The organism is Streptomyces aurantiogriseus (assembly GCF_014649375.1).
In the GTDB taxonomy this organism is placed as follows: domain Bacteria; phylum Actinomycetota; class Actinomycetes; order Streptomycetales; family Streptomycetaceae; genus Streptomyces; species Streptomyces aurantiogriseus.
Genome location: NZ_BMSX01000018.1, coordinates 148874 through 169496, shown reverse-complemented (window position 1 = coordinate 169496; position 20623 = coordinate 148874). Strand labels below are relative to the sequence as shown.

General features: G+C 68.5%; 14 protein-coding genes and 2 pseudogenes. 7 read left to right on the top strand and 9 right to left on the bottom strand.

All coding sequences use genetic code 11. From position 1 onward, the window contains the following. Positions 1-52: 52 nt before the first annotated feature. Complete coding sequence (locus IE263_RS32910) at positions 53-925, top strand: alpha/beta fold hydrolase (protein WP_189941504.1); 873 nt, start codon at positions 53-55, stop codon at positions 923-925. A gap of 63 nt (positions 926-988) precedes the next feature. On the opposite strand, the gene IE263_RS32905 is transcribed toward IE263_RS32910, so the two are convergent. Both IE263_RS32905 and IE263_RS32900 read right to left on the bottom strand, forming a co-directional pair. Beyond that, positions 989-1552, bottom strand: a complete 564-nt coding sequence (locus IE263_RS32905; RefSeq protein ID WP_189941503.1) for a hypothetical protein — start codon at positions 1550-1552, stop codon at positions 989-991. Between the two features lie 133 nt (positions 1553-1685). Continuing rightward, positions 1686-1863 (bottom strand): annotated as a pseudogene (locus tag IE263_RS32900) (IS5/IS1182 family transposase); the annotation flags it as partial. 323 nt (positions 1864-2186) lie between these two features. Between IE263_RS32900 and IE263_RS32895 the strand changes: the two are divergent. Together IE263_RS32895 and IE263_RS32890 are read left to right on the top strand one after the other, a co-directional pair. Then, positions 2187-2702 (top strand): GNAT family N-acetyltransferase, encoded by a 516-nt coding sequence (locus IE263_RS32895; protein WP_189941502.1) that lies wholly within the window; start codon positions 2187-2189, stop codon positions 2700-2702. Positions 2703-2793: 91 nt separating this feature from the next. Beyond that, the gene (locus IE263_RS32890; RefSeq protein ID WP_189941501.1) at positions 2794-3162 is read left to right on the top strand and encodes a bleomycin resistance protein; all 369 of its coding nucleotides are present in this window, start codon (positions 2794-2796) and stop codon (positions 3160-3162) included. A 211-nt stretch (positions 3163-3373) separates the two neighbouring features. Here IE263_RS32890 and IE263_RS32885 read toward each other — a convergent pair whose 3' ends face one another. Beyond that, on the bottom strand, positions 3374-4087 hold the full coding sequence (locus IE263_RS32885; protein ID WP_189941500.1) for a nucleotidyltransferase domain-containing protein: 714 nt from the start codon (positions 4085-4087) through the stop codon (positions 3374-3376). Positions 4088-4365: 278 nt separating this feature from the next. Here IE263_RS32885 and IE263_RS50115 point away from each other — a divergent pair, with 278 nt between their 5' ends. From IE263_RS50115 to IE263_RS49790, 3 genes and pseudogenes are all read left to right on the top strand, one after another. Continuing rightward, a complete protein-coding gene (locus IE263_RS50115) occupies positions 4366-4548 on the top strand; it encodes a hypothetical protein (RefSeq protein ID WP_373312155.1) in 183 nt (60 codons plus the stop codon). After that, a complete protein-coding gene (locus tag IE263_RS32875; RefSeq protein ID WP_189941499.1) occupies positions 4545-5402 on the top strand; it encodes a hypothetical protein in 858 nt (285 codons plus the stop codon). Before IE263_RS50115 ends, IE263_RS32875 begins: the two co-directional genes overlap by 4 nt. A gap of 290 nt (positions 5403-5692) precedes the next feature. Continuing rightward, positions 5693-5914: pseudogene (locus tag IE263_RS49790) on the top strand (esterase); the annotation flags it as partial. 92 nt (positions 5915-6006) lie between these two features. Here IE263_RS49790 and IE263_RS32865 read toward each other — a convergent pair. Both IE263_RS32865 and IE263_RS32860 read right to left on the bottom strand, forming a co-directional pair. Next, complete coding sequence (locus IE263_RS32865; protein WP_189941498.1) at positions 6007-6222, bottom strand: DUF397 domain-containing protein; 216 nt, start codon at positions 6220-6222, stop codon at positions 6007-6009. Next, positions 6219-7067, bottom strand: coding sequence for a helix-turn-helix domain-containing protein (locus IE263_RS32860; RefSeq protein ID WP_189941497.1), 849 nt, complete (start codon positions 7065-7067; stop codon positions 6219-6221). Before IE263_RS32860 ends, IE263_RS32865 begins: the two co-directional genes overlap by 4 nt. Positions 7068-7281: 214 nt before the next feature. On the opposite strand from IE263_RS32860, the gene IE263_RS32855 reads away from it, so the two are divergent. Continuing rightward, a complete protein-coding gene (locus tag IE263_RS32855) occupies positions 7282-7959 on the top strand; it encodes an ATP-binding protein (protein ID WP_189941496.1) in 678 nt (225 codons plus the stop codon). 243 nt (positions 7960-8202) lie between these two features. On the opposite strand, the gene drmB is transcribed toward IE263_RS32855, so the two are convergent. Genes drmB through IE263_RS32835 form a run of 4 tightly spaced genes read right to left on the bottom strand, consistent with a single transcriptional unit; the run spans position 8203 to position 19968 of the window. Next, positions 8203-10068: an MrfA Zn-binding domain-containing protein gene (drmB, locus tag IE263_RS32850; protein ID WP_189941495.1), complete on the bottom strand. Its 1866-nt coding sequence runs from the start codon at positions 10066-10068 to the stop codon at positions 8203-8205. Next, the gene (locus IE263_RS32845; protein ID WP_189941494.1) at positions 10065-13319 is read right to left on the bottom strand and encodes a helicase-related protein; all 3255 of its coding nucleotides are present in this window, start codon (positions 13317-13319) and stop codon (positions 10065-10067) included. The genes drmB and IE263_RS32845 overlap by 4 nt, the downstream gene beginning before the upstream one ends. Then, on the bottom strand, positions 13316-15220 hold the full coding sequence (locus IE263_RS32840) for an ATP-dependent helicase (RefSeq protein ID WP_189941493.1): 1905 nt from the start codon (positions 15218-15220) through the stop codon (positions 13316-13318). Before IE263_RS32840 ends, IE263_RS32845 begins: the two co-directional genes overlap by 4 nt. Beyond that, positions 15217-19968, bottom strand: coding sequence for a DEAD/DEAH box helicase (locus tag IE263_RS32835; RefSeq protein WP_189941492.1), 4752 nt, complete (start codon positions 19966-19968; stop codon positions 15217-15219). Before IE263_RS32835 ends, IE263_RS32840 begins: the two co-directional genes overlap by 4 nt. Positions 19969-20623: the final 655 nt, after the last annotated feature.

Sequence of the window (20623 nt, the reverse complement as noted above, 5' to 3'; positions counted from 1 at the left end):
GCATCCGCGATACGATACGTATCGTCTTACTTCGACTAAGGGGAGTCGCCTCATGGAACGCTTCGTGGATGCAGCGCGCGGTGTGCGCTTGTGGGTGGAGGATCGTGGCCCCGCCGACGCTCCGCCACTACTGATGATCATGGGTGCTCAGGCGTCGGGCCTGGGGTGGCCGGACGCATTACTGGACAAGCTCACCTCCCACCATCGCGTCATCCGCTACGACCACCGTGACACCGGCCGCTCCACCTGGTCGTTCGACGAGCAGCCATATCCACTCACCGAACTGGCAGCGGACGCCGTCACCGTGTTGGACCGCCTCGGTGTCGAACGCGCCCACATCGTCGGCATGTCCCTGGGAGGGATGCTCGCCCAACTGCTCATCGCGGACCATCCCGACCGGTTGCTCAGTGTCACCCTGATCGGCACCAGCGCACTCAGCACCACCCCGTACACACACCCCGACGGAACACGGATCCCGCCCGAGGAGCTTCCCGGCGTCGCCCCCCACCTGCTGGAAATGTGGGCCCGCCCGATAGAGGACCGCGGACTGGATGCGGAGTTGGAGCGACGAGTCGAGCACTGGCGGGCCCTGGGGGGCACCCAGCTCCCCTTCGACGCCGACTACGCCCGCACCCTCGAACTGAACATCATCAAGCACACCGGGCACTACGCCACCAGCACCGCACACGCCCGCGCCGATGCATCCGGCATGGACCGCACCGAGCAACTCGCGCACACGAACATGCCCACCCTCGTCATCTCCGCGCCGGCCGAACCCGTCACCCCGCCCCCACACGCCCACCATCTCGCCCAGATGATCCGCGGCGCCCGCATCGTTGAAATCCCGGGCATGGGCCACGCGCTGTCACGCGAGGTACACGATCCCCTCGCAAGCGCAATTCTGGGCCACACGACGACACTCTGATCGAGGCGAGTGCCGAGCCTCACGACGTCCGCACCCAGCCGAGACGACCTCAAGTCGTGCACCTCAGCCATGGACGTCAACTGACCGCGGGGGAAGCAACTTCTTGATCGCTGCCACAGCGGCCTGGGGCTCGTCGGCGTGGAAGCGAACCGTGTGCACCTCCGCGCGCCGCCCCAGCAGGCTCACGCTGGTGACCGGCCGGGCCAGTTCGACGGTGACCGAGGTCTGCGAGGCTACGGCCACCTCCAGCACACCGTCCTCGGGCTGGTTCGCGTCCGGGAACCGGAGGTCGTGACGGACGGACACGATCCGTTCCAGCGGTATCCACAGATCAAGCCGCGCACCGCGCCGCACCCGCAGCCCGGCAGGTCCCACCACATGGGGGCGGGTGACGGCCGCGGCCTGCAGTCCCAGCACCAGAAACACCGTGTAGAGATCGAGAAGCAGCATCACCAGATGGACGACCGGATAGTCGGCGAGCATGAAGGACACGCCGACCGTCTCGACCACGAACACAAAAACCAGCCCGTATGCCGTCGGAGCCTGAGCCCGCGCGTACCCGACAGCGATGTCCCCGTCCCCGACCCCGTTCGTGCGCCGGGCCACCCACAGCCCGAGACTCACCATCCACCGTCTCTCGTGTGCCGCTAACAGCCGCGTCCACTCGATGAGTGTCCCGATCCCAATGATCGTCAGTGAATCAGACCGGCAGATCTTCTACGGCGGTGCTGTCGGGCTTCCGCCCGAAGGCGGCGCCAAGAACGGTCCGGGCGATCACCCATCTGCGGCGGCCCAGCCGTTCTTTGGCTCGATACCTTTGCGGGCGATGCGCACTCCGATCCGCTTGCCGCGGAGCCAGTTCCGCAGGTGGGGATGTCGTACGCCCTGTCCGCACGCAGGCGCTGGGGCTCGAAGTACCGGCCGCGGTGGGGGTCGTTGCCCACCCGCGGAGAAGTTGGTTCCTTACGCAAAGCACGGACGTTCATCGGCCTGTGCTGTTTGCGAGGGTCGCGTGGCCTTCCGTGTAAATCCTTGGGCGGCAACGCCAGCCATGCTCAGCATCGGCGGCAACAACGGCCATGACTCCTTCACATTTCCGTTTCTCTGAGTGATTCAACATAAGCGGGGCGCAATCGACGTGACGCGAAGCCCCCTTGAGTCGGACCGGAGGCGGCAAAAGACTTCTGCGGTAGCAAGGCCGCACACGCGTCCCGGGACCCGCGGCACGGCAGTCACCATCGCAATGTGAGGAGAACGTCGTATGCCCGACGCCGGCTGTCGAGACGCCACACACTCGATCACGCTGACCGACGGCACCGCCACCCGGACCCGGGAGGCGACCCCCGTCGACCTGGCGCCGGTCCAGGAACTGCACCGCCGCTGCTCACTGGGCAGCCGAGCCCTGCGATACCACGCGGGCAAGTCCCAGCTCTCACCCGCCGAATGGCGCCAGTTGTCCAATCCGGAGCGCGGCACCACCCTGGTGACCACTCCGGCCGAGCAGACGGACCACATCATCGCCATGACCAACGTCATGCGCACCGATCAGCAAGGGGTGGGGGAACTCGCGATCCTGGTCGAGGACGCGTGGCAGGCCAGGGGACTCGGCACCGCGCTCGCCGAACACGCGGCCACCGTGGCCCGCCGCGAGGGACACCACACACTGACCGCCGCGGTGGCGGCGAGCAACAAGCCGATGCTCCACGTCCTGCAGAGACTGGACGCGACGCCGGTCGATGCCACCGGGCCCGTACTCGACCTGCGCATCCCGCTGTAGCGGCCAGTGCCTCCCGCCCGCACTGACGGGGCGGGAGGCACCCACAGGGCAAGACATCCCATCCGGTGGGGAGAAGTGCAAGACTGACCAAATGTCAGAAGTCGCCTTCACGAACGTCGCGCCCGTTGTCCCCGTCCGCAACCTTGACGCCGCTCTGGACCGATACCGTCGTCTGGGCTTCGCGGCGCATGCCTACGAGGGGCCGAACCGTTATGGCTTCGCCGAGCGGGGCTCGGTATCGCTTCACCTCACCGAGTGGGCCGAGCACGACCCTTCTCGCACCGGCGCCGTCATCTACCTCTACGTCAGCGACGCTGACGCCGTCTATGCCGAGTGGAAGACTTCCGGCGTCGAGGGCCGCTTCCTGGAGCCGGCGGACACACCCTACGGGCTCCGGGAGTTCACGTACGTGGATGCGGATGGCACGGCTCACCGGGTGGGGTCAGCGCTGGCGAGCTGAGGTGGAGGTCACGCTGTCTCAAGAGCGTCGCAACTCCATGGTCACGGAACCTGTGCCTGCCTCCCGTAACGCTGCACCCCACCACTACACGTCACGGACCGCGAGCAGTTCGATCGCTGCTCCAGACGAATCCAGCAGTGGTGCAGCGGCGGAACGCCGGGGGCCGCCCGGTAGGCAGCGAGATCCTCGCTGTTGCAGTGAGATGGCGGCACTATCGGCGTCCGTTGCGGCTGTACCCGGCCCATAGCGGTCCGCCGACCAGGTTCAAAACCTCTTCTACCGTGCCTGTGAAGTCGTCCATCCCGTCAGCTGGGTTGGAGATCGCCGCAGCCGCACCTGCCGTCAGTCGACCGTGCAGCTCGGGATCGGCTGCGGCGAGCCGCCGTGACAGCCACTTGCCGCCGCCCAGCCAATGCCCGCCGGCCAGCAAGGCCAGTTCCGAGGCACGCAGCAGCAGACCGGCCACCAGGTGCACCCGCTCCAGCGGGTCGGAACAGCCGCGTAGATCTTCCAGCGCATCGGTGAGCCCGTACCGCCGGTCTTCGAGTTCTGCCGCCGACGCGGGAGGCGGCCCAGCTGCAAGCCGTTGCCGAGCTTCGGCCTGCAGTACAGCTCCGAGGCCGTCCGCATCGGACAGCAGCACGCCCTCGGCACACATGGCCAGCAACGGAGAGCGGCGGGCGGCAGTCTCTCGCTCGGCGTAGACATGCCAGTCGGCTTCGGTCTGTACGAATAGCTCCACGGGCCAGCCCCGATACACCAGGCTCTCCCGGCAGGGGGCGGGTGCACCGGTCAGCAGCACCACAACGTCCAGGTCGGAGGTGGGTGTGCGGCGGTCGGTCAGCACGCTCCCGGCGAGGAAGGCAGCCCGGGCCTCAGGGAAGCGGTCCCGCACCAGTTCCCCGGCGATCTCCACAGGGTCCATCGCCACAGTGTGGCGTCACCGGTCGGTACCGTGCACCGGGATTCTTCGCCGCTGGGGCCTGGCCGGTCACAGGCATCCGTTACATACGCTGCTGCCAACCCCGGCAGACGACCTCGGGGCTCGATCCGCGTCTTTCGGGGACCGCCGTGCCGTCTGCCTGTGTCGTCCTGGCAGCACCCCGAGCTGTTACGCCTACTCCGAGGAGGGCATGCGCCCCGAGCCATGCCGGATTACCTGAACGCCTTCCGTACGGCTGCCCGCCACACGGCGGCCACGGCATGGGCCTCGGCCGCGTCCTGCTGGTCATGCTCGGCCTGGACTCCGTCCGCGAGGTCACCTTCCTCTTCCGCGGGCCGAACCGGCTCACCAGAAGCCGGTTGCAGCCTGAGTGGCCGGCAGATGCCGTCAGCGCCTCGGCGACGGGTGCTCCCGCCGCACCACTGCTACGGTCGCGTGCATGACGCTCTCGGTCTCCACGGGGCAGGCTGTCGATCTACGGGTGCAGCCGGTTGACGAGGTTCTTGATCGCGTCGAGCGGTCTCTGCAAGTGCGCTTGCAGCCGGACACGGTGGTGCACAAGCGACGATCGGTGGGGGCCAGGACGGACCGCGACACCTGGGTACGAGTCGAGCGGCGCTTGCTCGAGAAGATCCCCGATCAGGGTTGGAACGGCACTGAATGCGCCGCGCGCCTGGAAGGCATCGCCCAACCCCAATGGCACGGATGTGTGGTCTGGCGGGACGTGGAAGAGCCGGTGATGTGGCGGGCCGACGAAACTGAACTCCTGCCGGGAGCTCCTGTCGGTACCGCCGTGTTGAGTGAGGCCCCGGAACTCCCGGATGAGTGGTGGGAGGCGCTGAGCGCTTCGTTGGACGCGCTGGCGGCTCAGGACACGAGGCGGGTCGCCACGCCGGACACCGTCACCATCACCCAGGCCCTCGTCACCGAGTCCATCCATGGTGTCTTCTCCGGCGACTTCGATACGACCGTCGAGCGGTGGGTGCCGGCCCACGCGGACCTGAATTGGGCGAACCTGACCGCTCCGGCCTTCAGCCTCTTCGACTGGGAGGACTGGGGTAACGCGCCGTTGGGGCTGGACTCCGCCTCGCTGTGGGCGAGCTCCCTTGCTGTCCCGGCTCTGGCCGATCGTGTGCGGCACGAGCGCCGGTCCGACTTCGAGAGTCGGGACGGCAAGTTGATGACGTTGTTCGCCTGCTCGAAGATTCTCGGACCGTACGCGCACCCAGAGGACCCTCGGCTGAAGCCCGCACAGCGCATGGCCGAACAGGTCATCAAGGAGCTTCAGGCAGGCTGACCGCACGAGCGGCCTCGAAGGAGACTCCGGTACTCCTGAATAGTCCGCTCCTCGACATCGCCCACCAGAGCACCGACGAGTTCGGCCAGATGGGCGGGTTCATCGGTGCCCACGGCAACGGAGCCGACCTGCGGGAGGTGATAGGCGGCTCTGAACGCTGCCTGTACGCGGGAGAGCCGGCTGCTGTCCCGGAGGAAGACGCGTGGGTCGATCCTGGCCCATACCCGGGCGGTGGCGCTGCCTCCGAAGGGGCTCATCCCCCACACGTCGCCGTCGCCCAGGTCCCACAGGTGATGCCGAGCCGGTTCAGCTCCGGATACATGCTTCCCACCGAGACCAACCCGATGATCGGGCCGAACTCCTTCGGCCACACGGGCCGAGGCGGCTCGCTCGGCTTCGCCGACCCGGAGCATGGCATCGCGTTCGGCTACGTGATGAACAACATCATCGGAGGCCCCAACGATATGCGTGCGACGTCCCTGGTCGATGCAGTGCGGAGGTCACTGGCGTAAGCAGCCCACACTCAAGGCTGTAGTCGAGGAGGAGCCGGAACTCGCCACCTGCCGCTGTACGGCTGCGATGACGTCGGTTACCGAATCTTCCTTCAGTGCGCCGGATGTCCCTGCGCCAAGGCCGCCACGAAGGCACGCCAAGCCCTGCTTCCCACGACCACCTCCGGCCCTCCCGACAACTTGGAATCGCGCACGACAGCGCCATGCTCCATCAGTCCACACTCGACGCACTCCCCGCCGGCACCGTTGCTGTAGGACGACGTGAACCACGCCGGACGGCTGGAAGTGCTGGCCTCTTCAATGCTCACCTTGCGTATTCCTTCAAGACGGTTTCGATCAGCTGGGTCGAACGCTGAGGGCTCAGGGCCGCGGCTCGCAGGCCGTCGAACGCCCGGGTGTACTCACGAACATGATGCTCGCCCTCCAGGTAGACGGCATCGGTGATGCCGTCACGGTAAACGAGGTCAGGATCCTCAGGGGCGGGAAAACCCAGCATGGTGAAGGAACCCGTGGCCGGATAGGTGCCCGAGTCGAAAGGGAGAACCTGCAGGGTCACGCTCGGCAACTGAGCCGTGTCCAAGACGTGTTCGATCTGCTCCCGCATCAGCGCACGATCTCCGATGACGTTGCGCAGAGCGCCTTCGTTCACGATGAACCAGGCTTCGGGGCCATCGGGCTGGCTCAGCATGGCTTGGCGCTCCATGCGCACACGTACGGCTCTGTCGATGTCCTCGGCGGACATGTGCGCACCGGTCCTGTGGAGCTCCGAGGCGTAAGCGTGGGTCTGCATGAGGCCAGGCACCAGTTCGCACTGGTACTGGCGGAAGGTGGACGCGTCCTGTTCCAGGCCGATGTAGATGTTGAACCACTCCGGAATGCCGGATTCGTGCACCTGCCACCACCCCCGTACCTTGGCCTGCCGGGCCAGCGACTTGAGGAACTCTCGCAGTTCGTCGGTGGTGCCGTAGAACCGGCAGAGGGCATCGATGTCCGATGGTTGGACCCGGCCGCTGCCCGTCTCCATGCGGTTGACCTTGGAGCCGCTCCAGTCCAGAGCCGCTCCGACCTGGGCGCATGTGAGTGTGCTCTGCTCACGGAGCTTCTTCAGTTCGATCGAGAGACGGCGCCGGCGTGCCGTGGGCGACCCAGCCATATCAACCCCGTTTCGGATAGCGGGCGTTCAGTCTCGCGCCAAGGGGGGTGCTTGCCAATCACTCAGAAGTGGGAATCCCGCCGTGCACATTGCACGAAGGGATGTGTGCACCGCACTCTGATGGCATCGCAACTCATCGTGAGTGCCCGTGACGCTGTGTCGCTCATGGGGTGCGCTGTAACGAGAGGGGTTCTTCGTGGGACAGGAAGCGTGCATGTCGCGCAAGCCTTGGGACCTTGCCTTCACGGCCGAGCCGACTGAGGTGGCCGCCTTGCGCCGGGTCATGCGGCTGCACCTGGGCATCTGGGGATTGCACGAAATCGCCGACGAAGCCCAGCTCTGCGTCAGCGAGTTGGTGTCCAACGTCATCACGCACGTCGGCCCCGGGACCCCGGCCACACTCGCGGTCTCGATGAACGGGGTACATCTGCGCATCGAAGTCCATGACCCCGACACGCGCGCCCTGCCCACCCTCCTCGACGCGAGCGTCGACTCCGAGGGTGGGCGGGGCATGGCCCTTGTCGACGCGGTTGCCGAACGATGGGGAGTCGAACTCAGCCCCGACCGCAAAGTCACGTGGTGTGAGCTTGCGACGGGTCTCGCTTCGCCGGACGGTCATGTGGAGGGCTCCGGCGTGCGGCGGGCCGAGGCCTTGTTGGAGTTGTGCACGGGTGCGAAACCGCCCCGCCGGGCCGGGGCGGGAAGACTGGGCAGGGCTGTGGCCGAGGAGTCGGTGATCACGGTCATCACGGACTTCCTTCATTGGCTGCGCGTGCACGGCTGCGACGTGGAGGATGCCTTGGACCGTGCCCAGACCCGTTACGACGCCCAACTGGACGGCCTGGGCGACGGGGCGTCCCGAAGCATCGAGTGTCTGACGCAGGAACCCTGAGGCGTCCTCGTGCGCGGCGAGCAGAAGTGCATCGTGCAGGCCACCTGGTACCCCTGCCCTGGGAGGGTGGTCATGCATCAGGGCGACAAGCCACTGCTCGCACCACCGCATTCGTGCGATGGAACGCCATGGATCGCGAGAGCTGCCTGGTCGGCCGCAGCGGCGGGGGCCTGTACGGACATCAGCTCCGTACAGGCCCCCGTCCCACAGGGATGACGCAGGGCTGTCGACCGGCCCCGGGCGTCAGCCGGCCACTATGTCCGCGAAAAAGCCCAGGCGAGGATCTTCCGGGGTGCCGACGAGCAGTGCGCGGTCCAACAGGATGTTGTTGTGCTCGCAGCTCGTCTCCGGGAGCATCACGCAGGCGTGGCAGGCGGCGAGGTTGGTTCCGCCGGTGCCGGACGCCTCGGTCTCCATGCAGAGCGGGTCGGAGGAACACCACTCGGCGCGGCGGACGGCCGAACGGACGGTGCGAGCGAGGAGCTCCGGTTCGCCTTGAGCGACGAGACCACCGAGACTGCCCGCCGAGTCGCTCGTCGCCGTGTAGACGAGAACCCCTGCCATGTCGTCGGCGGCGTACAGGCGCTCGCGCAGGGCCGCGGCCGGGTAGCCCGCCTCCAGACTCCACTCGTTGATGAGGACATGGGCCAGGGTGTGCAGCAACACCATGCGAGGGGTGGCCGGAGAGGGGACGACCCGGCTCGGGTCGCCGGCCCGCTGCTCCAGGACTCGCTGGTGAGCGGTGCGCATCCGCTCGATCCGGGCCGCCACCGCCGTGGCCTTCTCCCAGGTGTCGAGTCGGTCCTCGTCCAGGCGGAGGAAGACCCCCTCTCCCCGCACCTCCATGGCCGGGAGCCAGCGCAGGGGAGAGTCGGAGAGTGGCATCTCTTTCGACTCGGTCGTCGACTCGGGATCGGCGAGCCGGGTGAACGCCTTCAGGGCGCGCACCTCGCGGAGCTTCTTGACCAGCATCGGGCCGGTGACGCCAAGCGGAGCGAGCACGCTCTGGTCGCCCAGCGGGGTCTCGCAGACGAACTGCTCGTCGCGGGAGTGCTCGCGCTCGTCGTTGCCCGAGCGGAGACGCTCGTACTCCTTGTTGCGCAGCGCGCGGTAGCGGTGGTCGAAGGTGGGGCCCGCCTCGCCGTCGGGGTCCTCCTCGCGCTCAGCGTCGAGCAGCGCCATCACCTCGTCCAGCGGCATGGGGCACTTTCCCTTGAAAACACCCTTGAGATAGATCTCGACGTGCTCGCGCTTGTCGTACTCGCGGAGCGCGTCCCAGTGTTCGGCGAGCGGATCCGCGCGGCCGTCGCTCCACGGGGGGATGGAGAGCGCCGACTTCAGCACCGGCTGCCACACCGCCGAAGAACCGCGCTGGAGCGTGCGCAGGGGGAGTCCGCACTCCTGAGCGGGGGCGGACGTGCCGAGCCACGGACGGGGGCCTCGGCACTTGAGGCCCAGGTCCTTGAGCGCGTTCCTGCGGAAGGAGCCCTCCATCGAGACCTCAGGAGCCTGCCCACAGGTGCAGGAGACGAGGATCGAGCGGAGCGAGGACGTACGCCCGGACGAGCGCAGCCTGAGCTTCCCCCCGCACTGTCCCGCCGTCGAGGCACCGCGGTCGGTGGAACGGTGCACCCACTGCCAGTACGGGAACTCACCGAGGTGTCCGGCCTCGCAGGCGACGACGAAACGGGAGGGGACGAGGTCGACCTCACACGTGCCGCAGACGCTTCGACCGGCCGGCGGGTTGAAGTCGCGCTGTCGCTGCAGTTCGGTGCACTCGGGACAGGAGTGCATCAAGGGGAAGCGTCGGACCCGCAGACCGTCCTTGCTGGTGTCGTCGGACGAGGGTGGCAGCCGGAAGTAGTCGACGCCGAGCAGTCGGGCCAAGCGCCGTTCGTAAATCCGAGGTGACTCGTCGGAGCTCCAACTCTCCTCGGCTTCGTCCAGCCCCGAGACGACGAAGGACTCGTGGTCTACGGCGATGAGCGATCCGACGCCGTACGTGGTGATCGCCTGGGCGCGGCGGACAGCGCCGCGCCGCGGAAGGTTGTGGGCGGGAACGGCGCCTTTCGCGCCGGTCCGGCGACGGCGGGCGGGGGGCGGGGTCATCGGGTTCCCTCCATGAACAGGGCGGACTCGGCGTCGACGTCGCGCAGGCTCCACAGCGTGGACCACGCCTCGGCGTCCTCCGACTCGTCGTCGTACGCCTTCAGGAGCGAGGGGGCACGACTGCCCCTTTGGGGTTCGAAGAGCAGTCCGCTGTCGATGTCGGCCTCCTCGCACCACCACTCGACGAACTCGTCGAAGTCCTGGGACACGGCGTCGGTCTCCTCCGGGGTGACCTCGCGGACGCGGTCCAGAAGCATGGACTTGATGCGGCCGCGGACGATGTCTTCGTAGGACTCGACCTTGCCGGCCCCGTCGTTGGGGCGGGCGGCCGGGATCATGATGCGGGCGAGGGCGACGATCACCGCGTGCAGGCCCCGTTCGCGGGCGCGGGCGGAGAACGGGGTGACCGAGGTGGACTCGACCTCGCGGTAGAGGGCCGAGTGGAAGTGCTGGAAGCTCTCGTAGTGAGAACGGTCGCGGGATCGGGCCGAGTTGAGCATGACCGCGACCAGGCCCGGGTGCGCGCGGCCGACCCGGCTGGTGGCCTGGATGTACTCGGCAGTCGTCTGCGGCTGGCCCATCACGGCCATGAGACCGAGGCGGTCCACGTCCACGCCCACCGCGATCATGTTGGTGGCCAGGAGAACGTCCACGGTGTCCTCGTCGGGGAGCTTCTTCTCGATGCCCTTGAGTCGGGTGGGGATCTCGCTGGCGTCGACACGGCTCGTCAGCTCTGAGTAGTTGGCGACCGGGCGGACCGCCACACCCTCCCGTTCGGCGAGCAGCTCCAGATAAGCCACCACGTCGTCGTGAACCTGGAGTTCGGCCGCGGAGAGCAGCCGGAGGCTGTTGAAGTAGCCGACGAGACTCCAGTACGCGTCGCGCACCTCGTCCTCGGTCTCCGCCTGCTTGACCCGGTGCAGGAGCGTGGCGTATGTACGGATCAGCAGGGTGGACTGGCTGGTGCCGGGAGCCAGGAGGCCGACGTAGCGGCGGCTCGCCTTCTCCTCGCGCGGCGTCTCCACGGCGAACCATGAGTCGCGGGCGTCCAGACCGGCGGGCGGGAACTGCCGTACTTCGCGGGCGAAGAGATGGCGGCCCTGGTCGGCGGCACGACGGATGGTCGCCGTGGAGGCGATCACCTTGGGGCCGCCGGCGAGCGCGTCCACGGCGGTCTCGTAGAGGCCGGTGAGAGTTCCCAGCGGGCCGGAGATCAGGTGGAGTTCGTCCTGAACGATCAGCTCCGGGGGAGGGGTGCCGTCGTTCGGGTCGTCGAGGTTGAAGAGCGCGGAGGTCGCCGGACGCCACGGCATCGAGGCGAACTTGTCGACGGTGGCGATCACCAGCGTCGGTCGGACGTCGTACACCGCCTCGTCGATCAGGTGGACGGGCAGGCCGTCGACGAAGTCGCAGTCCGTGCCGGGGCAGCGGACGTGCATCCGCTTGGCGTCCTCGTCGATCTCGTAGTCCCGCGCGTCGAGGCGGGTCCCGCACCAGGGGCAGGCGTGCAACTGGACGGGGTTCTCGGTGGCGAGGCGCTTGTCGAGGTTCGCGCGCAGCTCGTCCAGTTTCCGGCCGGCCTCGGCCAGCGTGTTGGGGGTGGCCGAGCGTCCCACCCACATGCCGATGGAGAACTCCTCACGGCCCAACTCGGGTGTGCGGCGCCGCATGTGCTCCATCGCGCAGAGCAGGATCGCCGCGCGCTCGAACTGCTGGAGCGTGAGCAGCCGCAACGTGTAGCGCATGAGGACGGTGACACCGCCGCCGTCCGCACCCCTGCGGATGCGACGCAGGAACGACGTGAGGGCCATCAGCCCGAGATAGGCCTCCGTCTTGCCACCACCGGTGGGGAACCACAGCAGATCGGAGACCCGCCGGTCACGGTGCTCGGGATCATCGATGCCCGCCAGACAGAGCAGTACGAACGCGATCTGGAAGGGGCGCCAGCGACCGGCGGCCGGGTCGGGGGCGCCGACTCGTCCGCTCTTCACCCAGGCGCTGCGGGCACGCTGGTCGGCCATGGCACGGTTGGCGAGCCGGAACGCCTTCATCAGATCGGGCTTGGTCCGCAGCAGCTCGATGCCCTCCCGGATCCGGTCGAGCGCCTCGCGGCAGGTCTCCACCTGATCCCGCGCGGGCTTGTCGTGGATGTCGCCTGTCAAGGCCTCCGCCTCGGCCGCCTTGCGGTCGATCCAACGCTCGTAGCCCGTGGCGAGCTCCTCAAGAGCGGCCCAGACCTCGGTGTCGGACTTCTCCGCCAGCCCCAGCATGGACAGAGCCGAGCTGTCGATCTCCGGATTGGAGTCGGTGAGCAGCACCTCCACGGTGGGCACGAACTCGCTCCGCACCTCGGCGACCGCGGCCCGTACGGTGTCGGTCATGCCGATCGGCGGCGGAGTCCAGTCCCATTCGGCGGCGCAGCCGTGACCGACGGCGAAGGTCGGGGCGTGACGGTGCAGCAGCCGACTCGTGGCGATCTCCGGGTCGTGGGCGGCAGCCGGGGCGGGACGCTCGACGAACGCTGTGGAGCCGTCGGCGGCCCGAACCTTCAGACCGCACTGGAACAGGGAGAAGGCGTCCTGGAGATCCCGCTCGCCGACCTTCTGGGTGTTGATCAGCGTGACCGTGATCGTGACCGTTCCGGTGGTCGGGTCGGGGCGCCGGACGTTGACGTGCAGCGCGGCTTCCGGGGCGAGTGCGATCGGTTCGGCCGGACCCGGCTCGGTCAGGACGATGGACTGGTCCGGAAGGTCGAGTTCCCTGCGCCGCCACCGCTCCCGCTGGTCGGCGGTGGTGCGGGCTTCGGCGCGGCGGGCCGGGATCGGCTTGCCGTCGGCGTCTGTGGGCTCGTAGACGGCGGCGCGCGCCGAGACCACGATGGAGTCGCTTATGGCCGGGTCGACCGCGAAGGTCAGACCCATCGAGGAGGGGCGCCTGTCCCCCGCTGCGCCGACCTCCTGCGCGGTGCCGGACTCCTCGACGTCGTCGCGGGTGAGCAGAGGGGCGACGTCCAGGCCCTCCTGCTCGGCGGCGTCCTCGTCCTTCCGCTCCTTCGCGGCCCTGCCCGCGGCACGCGGGTACAGCACGCCGGTCAGGTAACGGTCGATCGGCGCGTCCTGGGTGAGCACCTCGTCCCGGTCGTCCGGCTCGGCGTCCTCGGCGGGGCCGAGGAGCTCACGGCGGAGCCCCACCAGGAGCTCCTCGTCCCGGACCCGGTAGTGCTCGGAGTGCCGTCCTGTCACGTGCGTCATGCGCCCTGCTCCTCGTAGTTGCCGGCCCGTCGGAATCTTCCGATGCCGGTGATCCTGGGGACGATCCATACGCCTCGGTCACCGAGTCCGGCGTTGGCGCCGGCGGCGGTGCTGCCCGTCACGGTCTCCAGGGTGTCGATCCGGAGGTCGTGGATCTCGTCGGGCCACCAGGGCTCCCAGGTACGGTTCACCTTCTGCACCTGGAACAGCTCCTCGCGGAACCGCTGCGACGCCTCGCCGATCTCCCGCCCGTCGTGCATCAGCGCGTAAGGGGGGCTCTGCGTCTCGCCCATCGGCACCGGGTGGCGCCTGCGCAGCACCACTTCCTGGCCGGAGCGGACCTCTCCCAGGAGATACGTCTGGGTGGCGGCGGCGTCCGTCTCGTGGCCGGGCGGGTTGTCCCGGCACACGTCGCCCGCCTCGGCGACGATCCCGCACCTGTCGTACGACCGCCACGACCCGACATAACGGCGGCCGTCGCGTCGATGTCCCGCCCTTCTGAAGTGCGGCAGCTCGGGAGGGTTCACGTGGTACAGGTCGTGGCGGGCGCGCGTCATCGCCACGTAGAGGGCGCGGGCCTCGGCGGGGAGGTCCAGTTCGTCCTTGTATCGCTTGTGGAGGTTTGCGACGGTCGGCGGGGACAGGACGATCACCCGGTCGAACTCCAGGCCCTTGGCCCGGTGCACGGTCGAGACGACGATGCGGGCGGTCTCCGGGTCGGCCGCCTCGTCGGGGAACCTGCCGTCGGCGACCGCGCGGCGCAGCCGGTTCAGATCGAGCAGGCTCCGCCCGGAACCGCGAGCGATGCGACGCAGTGTGGTCCAGAGGACGGCCGCATTCGGTTCGTACGGCAGGGGGATCTCGGCGAGGAGGGAGCGGAACCGGTCCTCGGTGAGACCGGTTGCCTCGGTACGGCGCAGCAACTCGGCCACCCAGTACGGCACCGGACGCTCCTCGAGGGGGCGCCGCAGCCGGTGCTCGATGCCGTGCGCGTGCAGCAGGCCGGAGACCACGAGGGCCTCGTTGTTGTCGCGGGTGAGGATGGCGCAGGTGTCGGAGAGGTCCCGCAGACCGTCCAGGGTGAACTCGTCGGTGAGGTCTCCCATGCCGTTCGCCGGCTCCAGGAGGAGGTCGCGCAGTTCGTCGTAGAGCGATCCCGCCTCGTCCGGGTCGGTGAGCTGCTGGAGGCGGGGGCCGTGTGCCAGCGCGATCCGGGCCTCGGCGGTGGTGGCCCGGAAGTTCGTGGTGAGGCGCAGCTCCACCAGGTCGTCGGGGTACGAGAAGCGCAGCCAGTCGAAGAACCGGCCGGTCTCGTCGACACGTTCGGCCGGGTCCGCGATCTGGAAGCCATAGACGGACTGGGCGGCGTCCCCGACGACGGTGAAGCCGCAGCTGCCCTGGTACCGGTCGAGCAGCGTCTCGACCAGCTCGCGGCGCCCGCCCAGCAGGTCCTGAACCTCGTCGATCACCACATGAGCGGGCGGGACGGCGTCGCCGATCTCCAGCGCGCCCTTCTCGATCGCGCGGGTCGCGGCAGCGATCCGCTCGTCGAAGCCGACCGCTCCCCACTCGCCGTCGGGATGCGCCTGGCGAAGCACCTCATAGGCCCATGCGTCGAAGGTCCGGGCGCGAACCCGCTGGGCCCGTTCTCCGTGCCGGGAGATCCGCTCGCGCAGCTCTCTGGCGGCGGCCCGGGAGAAGGTGAGCACCAGGATCTCGGCGGCCTCCAGCGCCTCCTCCGGGTCCTCGTGCCCGCACAGCACGTCGAGCCGCCGCACCAGCGTGTGGGTCTTGCCGGCACCCGCGCCGGCAGTGACCAGAACGCGGGCGTCCCAGGGCTGCTCGACCACGGCCCGCTGCTCGTCGGTGAGCAGGGGGCTGTCGAGGTAGACGTCGGTCACTTGCGGCTCCAGAGGTGCTCGAACTGGGTGAACGCGAGCTTGGTGTCGAAGTTGGCGATGTTGTCGCTGACGTTGAGGATCAGGCAGGAGTCCTTGCCGCCGTTCTTCGTGCCGCGCAGGCCCCGGCCGATCATCTGCTGGTAGACGTTGGTGCTGTAGACCGGGCGGGCGACCACCACGACGCGGGTGGCGGGAGCGTCGAACCCCTGGGTCAGCACCCCGTAGTTGGTGAGGACTCGGATGCGTCCCGCGCGGAAGTCCTCGATGCGTCGGCGTCGGTCCTGCGCGCTGGTCGTCGAGTCCACGGCGGCGGAGGGCACCCCCCGGTCGTTCAGCAGGGCGGCCAGGTAGTTGGCGTGGTCCACGGAGGTGGCGAAGAGCAGGGTCGGCCAGTCCTCGGGAAGGCCGGCCACCTCGTCGACGATGCGACGGCTGCGCGCGTGGTCCTCCGCGAGGCGCTGCTCGGCGGAGCGGGAGAGCATGGCCATGCGCTCGGCCTGCGCTTTCTCGTCGCGGGTCAGCTCGATGCTGCCGCCCTCGAGGGTGCGGTGTTCCACCTGCGCGAGCATCCCCCATTCCTGGAGGTCCCGGTACGGATCGCCGGAGGGAAAGACCCCCTCGTCGAGACGCCGCCGGCCGAAGCGGCCGGCCAGCCGATTGGTCTCCTCCTCGTTGGTGTTGCGGTACGGGGTGGCGGTCAGACCGAGCAGATGACGACGGGTCTCGTACTGGGTGAGTCCCAACTTCCCCAGGATGTCCGTGTATCGCGGGGAGATCGCCGTGTGGGCCTCGTCCACGATCACCAGGGAGGCCTCCAGCAGCCACTCGTACTGCTCGGTGCCCAGGCACCGCTCCAGCTTGGCGTCCGTGGCCACGACCAGATGCGGGTGTCCCTCGATGTCACCGACCTCGTTGCCGCTCCACAGCCGGCTGATGGTGAGGGGCCGCTCCGCTCCGACCTTGCTCCACACGAACTTCCAGCTCTGCACCGCCTGCTCGCACAGCTCCTCGGTCTGCGCGATCCACAACAGCGGTCCCTCCAGGTCGCCCACACGCTTCACCCAGCGGATCACGGCCTCCGCGGTGACGCGCGTCTTGCCGGCACCGGTCGGCAGCGACAACATGGCGCGCTGCGGGGCCAACCGGTCGAGCAACGTGGTGATGTTGCGGACCAAGTCCTCCTGATAGTCGTGGAGCCGGGGGAAGTCCCGGGGACCGTCGATCGTCTCGAAGACGGGCGGTGACGGCGTCCGGGAGCCGGCGAAGGTCACCGGCAGCCCGAGGCTCGACACGAAGGCGATGGCGGCCGACGCACCTCCGTACCCGACGGGCGCGTTGGGGAACCGGGCCTGGATGTCGCGGGCGTGGTGATGAAGCACCCTGTCGCCGCGCGAGTTGAAGGCCATCTGCGCGATCCGGTGCCCGGACGGCTCCGCGCCGCCAGTCGCCTCCAGCTCGGCCTCCATCAGTCCTTCCGGCAGCCCGGACCGCAGAGCCTCAGCACCGACCAGCAGCTCGATCTTGGTGACCACGTCGTCCGCGTCGCGTACGGCCTTCAGGGCGGCCTTGGTCCTGCTGTCCCGCGCTATCCGCTCCTGGTGCTCCAGGACGGCCTTGCAACCGGCCTTGCCCAGTCCGAGCTCCAGCTCGCGGTCGATCAGGCGGAGCATCGGCTCGGGCTCCAGAGGGACACGGACCTTGACCGTGGTGCCTTGGCGCACCGCGTCCAGCGGGCGGGGCTTCGCCGCGTTCTGGGTTCGGGTCACCTCTTCCAGCTCCGTGCACCGCTGCACCACAGCGTTCCGGTTGCCGCTGTTCAGCCGCTGGCGCAGGGCGGGGTACAGCTCCACGAGCGGGACCGGGTCGCCGTCCAGGACCTCGCGGGTCTCCCGGGTGATGGCCTCGGCGTAGCGCTTCATGCCCCACTTCTCGACCATCAGCTCGGCGTCCTCGACGGTCGCCACGAGCAGGGCGGGAAGCTGTTCCGCGCGCAAGGCCCGGTACTCGGTGGTGCCGACGGCGACCGTGATCTCGTCGTCGGGCCGGGTGCCCCAGGTGTCGCCGATCCGGCAGCGGGTCAGCGCGTCCTCGGGGAAGTCCGCCCCGAGCCGGGTGAGCATCACGTAGGTGTTGCCGACGAAGGCGTCGTCCTCGCTTCGGGTCACCTCCGACAGGAGAGTCTCCCAGTGTGCGGCCGGGACCTCGTCGACCGTGGTGGGCAGGCGCAACTTGCGGGCCTTCTCGGGGGAGATGTCGGCGACCGGCAGCACATCCCGGTAGGCGGAGAGCTGGGGGCCGACCGCGTCGCCCAGTGGCTTGACGCCCTGGGAGGTGGCGACGGTTCCGTACTTCCTGAGCATCCAGCGGATCGGCGACATCACGGCCTGGCGGGTGCTCGACTGCGCGCCGAGCTGCCGCGTCCAGTTGTCCACGACGGCTTCGTCCGGCAGCGCCTTCAGGAAGGCCGCGCGGGACTCCTCGGAGAGCGACCGGAAGAGATGCAGCGGTCCCCCGATCGCCGAGCCCTCCACCTTCATGCGGTTGAGGGCCGGGCGAGGAGCGCGCTGGTCCAGGCTGCGCAGGTAGGCCGCGTGGACTGCTTCCCGGTACTCCTCGAACCAGCTCTCGCCTTCCGGACGCACCGAGGTCGACGGCCGTTCGCGCAGGCCGATCTCGCGGAAGAAGGCGAGGTCGTCGGAGTGGAACCTCGTGTCGACGGCGATGCTCGGGTCGCGTCGCGCGTCGACCACCGCACCCGGCAGCATGCAGTCGCGCACCGGGCGGTACTTCCCGTCCGCCGTCCGCACGCGCAGGGTCTCCCGGGCGTCCGGCACGTGCCGGAGCACGGTGTGGGTCAGACGGCTTCCGCCGGCCTGGCGGAACAGGTCCCAGAAACGCTCCCATTCGGCGCTTCCGTAGCCGTCGAAGCCCTGGTCGAGGACGCTGATGAACCGACCTTCGAAGTCCGCCTCGCGGATGCCGAGGAGGTTGAGCGCGGAGGCGAGGTCCTGGTCCCGGGCGATCTCGCCGACCACGTACACCAGGGACTCGCGCAGCCCGTCCTCGCTCGCGCGGCGGAACACCTGACCGGGGACAGGGGGGACGAGGCCGTGCTCCTCGGTGAGCACGACCTTCGCCCGGCGGGCCTCCTCGGCGTGCGGGGACCCTGCCTCGACCATGTCGGCGAGGATGTGGATCGCCGTCGCGGACGCCTCGGCGGTGCCGCACTCGACCAGTGCCTCCAGCCATTCGCGCACGCTGGCCCGTCTGTGCCCGGCCGCACCGAGAACGTGCTCGACCTTGCCCGAACGCAGCGCGTCCGCATCGGCGTTCGGGTGCAGCCAGTTCGACGGCCGGCCGGGGCACTCGTGCCACATCCGCAGCCAGCCGGCGCTCCGTTCCTTGTCGAGACGCGGAGGGACACGCAGCTCGGTGGGGACACGCAGCACGCCCTCCTGGTCGGGCAGCGACGGACGGACCGCCGCCTGTTCCCATATCTCCCGGGTCAGGAACTCGTCGGCCCAGCTGATCGCCTCCTTCACACGGCCGGGCAGCAGCGGGAGGTACGCGGCGGGGTCCTCGGCGGGGGCCAGGCGAGGGAGGGAGCCGACCACCAACGCTGCCGAGGCCTTGACCATCTCCTCGTTGAACGCCGAGGAGTCGAGCAGGTTCTGCCGGTCCTCGTTGGTCTTCCAGGCGCCGTTGAGGATGCCGCTCAGGGACATCTCGTACTTGGTAGGGAAGAAGGACCAGAAGCGACCCCTTCCCCGCGACTGCGGGCTGACGTAGAGCCCGCTCTTGTCGTCCTTCTCCAGTGCGGGCACGGCCCAGGCGAGGTCCAGGGCGAGCCGGTCGTGCAGTTCGCCGGCGTCGGCCCGGGCAGCCGGACCGGGTTCGTGCGTGGTGGAGAAGACCCGCCAGCTCACGCTGACCGTCGGCCTCCCCGTCCGCTCCTCCACCACGGTGTGCAGGTCCCCGGACTGCTCGGCGGTCAGCACGCGACGGACGGCCGGGCGGGGCCGACGGTCCTCGAGAACGACCTTCGCCACGTGCGGGGAGAGGAGTTGGAACCCGAGCGGGAACTCCTCGCGGGCCGATCCGGCGGACGTCCGCCCGCCGTGCATGTCCAGCGCCAACCTGCCGGCGGCACCGTCGAGCAGCGGCAGGCGGACGACGGTCGTGGCCCAGCTCAGCAGCTCGTCGAGGATCTGGTCCTGAGCGCGCTCGGCGTCCGCGTCGAGGGGACGCGCCATGCGCAGCACCGGTGCCTCGAACCGCTCGCCCAGGCGCTCCCGCACTCCGGGAACCGAGCGGATCTTCTCGAGTGCCCATTCGCGGTCGAATCCGAAGGAGCCGGAGCGGCTGAAGAACTGCGGAGTGTCGGTGACGACCAGAACAGATTTCACACCCACGCCGAAACGACCGATCTGGCCACCTCGCTTGCGCGACATGCTCATCCGGAGAATGGTTTCCGCACCTTCGGCGGTCACCGGTTCGCCCTCGTTGGCGCAGTAGAGGTGCGTGTCGGTGAGGACGACCTGGACGGAACCCCCGGGCTCGGCGGCGATCTCGTCGGCTGCATTCTGTACGAGTTCGAAGAGTTGACGGTCGCCGTATCCTCCCTGCGTGATGCGGCGTTCTCCGTTGGCGTGTTCCGGGACGAGGCCGGGATCGACCTCGTAGGTCTGCAAGACGCGAGAGGACTGCTCGATGACGGTGTGAATGACCGACAGCGGGGAAGCGGACATTGCTTCTTCATGGCTCCTGCGATAGGTGGCATGACGTAAAGCGGACGACAGAGTTGGTCGTGTAGCGGTCTAAGCCTGTCTGACCTGCAGAAATGTGGTTCGGTGACCCAGTGATGATCAGCCGTCGTCGGGACCGGTGGATCCGGAACCGTGGCCGAAGAGCTCGTCGAATTCCTCGGTCGTCATACCGAACGAGTCGAGAATCTGCTTTCTTTCCGCGTCGGAGCTGGCCAAAGAGAGCCGTAAGGACACGGAGTGAATTTCACGCAGCGAATGAGGGGTGCAGTGGTACGGAGATTCCGTCTCCCCGGGAGGGTCTTCCATGGGAATTTCATGTCCTCCGGTTCTTGTCGAGGATCCCCGTATCGGCAACCACGTTCGGGGTCGAATGAATGCGTGAGGGTACAACTCACCCGTTGTCACACAGGATTTCCCGAGTGAGGCGGACACTGCCGCTGTTGACGATCCTAGAGTGCGTCACCCGTTCGTGTCACCCCCAATTCTCCGACGGCTTACCGGAGTTGACTTCTCCGCTCCGCGATGGGTGTTCGCGTCCGGAATTTTCGGTCGACCCTTCCGGGGTCTCGTCGCTCATGTGGCGCCACTGAGTGGCATCCGCGTATCGGCCATATTGGTCAAACCGGACGGGCGGTTG

Bases quoted from the DNA above. Each gene is read 5' to 3' on its own strand.
- IE263_RS32860 (WP_189941497.1), bottom strand. From the start codon at position 7,067: ATGGCTGGGTCGCCCACGGCACGCCGGCGCCGTCTCTCGATCGAACTG.
- IE263_RS32910 (WP_189941504.1), top strand. From the start codon at position 53: ATGGAACGCTTCGTGGATGCAGCGCGCGGTGTGCGCTTGTGGGTGGAG.
- IE263_RS32875 (WP_189941499.1), top strand. From the start codon at position 4,545: ATGACGCTCTCGGTCTCCACGGGGCAGGCTGTCGATCTACGGGTGCAG.
- drmB (WP_189941495.1), bottom strand. From the start codon at position 10,068: ATGACCCCGCCCCCCGCCCGCCGTCGCCGGACCGGCGCGAAAGGCGCC.
- IE263_RS50115 (WP_373312155.1), top strand. From the start codon at position 4,366: ATGGGCCTCGGCCGCGTCCTGCTGGTCATGCTCGGCCTGGACTCCGTC.
- IE263_RS32895 (WP_189941502.1), top strand. From the start codon at position 2,187: ATGCCCGACGCCGGCTGTCGAGACGCCACACACTCGATCACGCTGACC.
- IE263_RS32890 (WP_189941501.1), top strand. From the start codon at position 2,794: ATGTCAGAAGTCGCCTTCACGAACGTCGCGCCCGTTGTCCCCGTCCGC.
- IE263_RS32845 (WP_189941494.1), bottom strand. From the start codon at position 13,319: ATGACGCACGTGACAGGACGGCACTCCGAGCACTACCGGGTCCGGGAC.
- IE263_RS32855 (WP_189941496.1), top strand. From the start codon at position 7,282: ATGTCGCGCAAGCCTTGGGACCTTGCCTTCACGGCCGAGCCGACTGAG.
- IE263_RS32835 (WP_189941492.1), bottom strand. From the start codon at position 19,968: ATGTCCGCTTCCCCGCTGTCGGTCATTCACACCGTCATCGAGCAGTCC.
- IE263_RS32905 (WP_189941503.1), bottom strand. From the start codon at position 1,552: ATGGTGAGTCTCGGGCTGTGGGTGGCCCGGCGCACGAACGGGGTCGGG.
- IE263_RS32885 (WP_189941500.1), bottom strand. From the start codon at position 4,087: ATGGACCCTGTGGAGATCGCCGGGGAACTGGTGCGGGACCGCTTCCCT.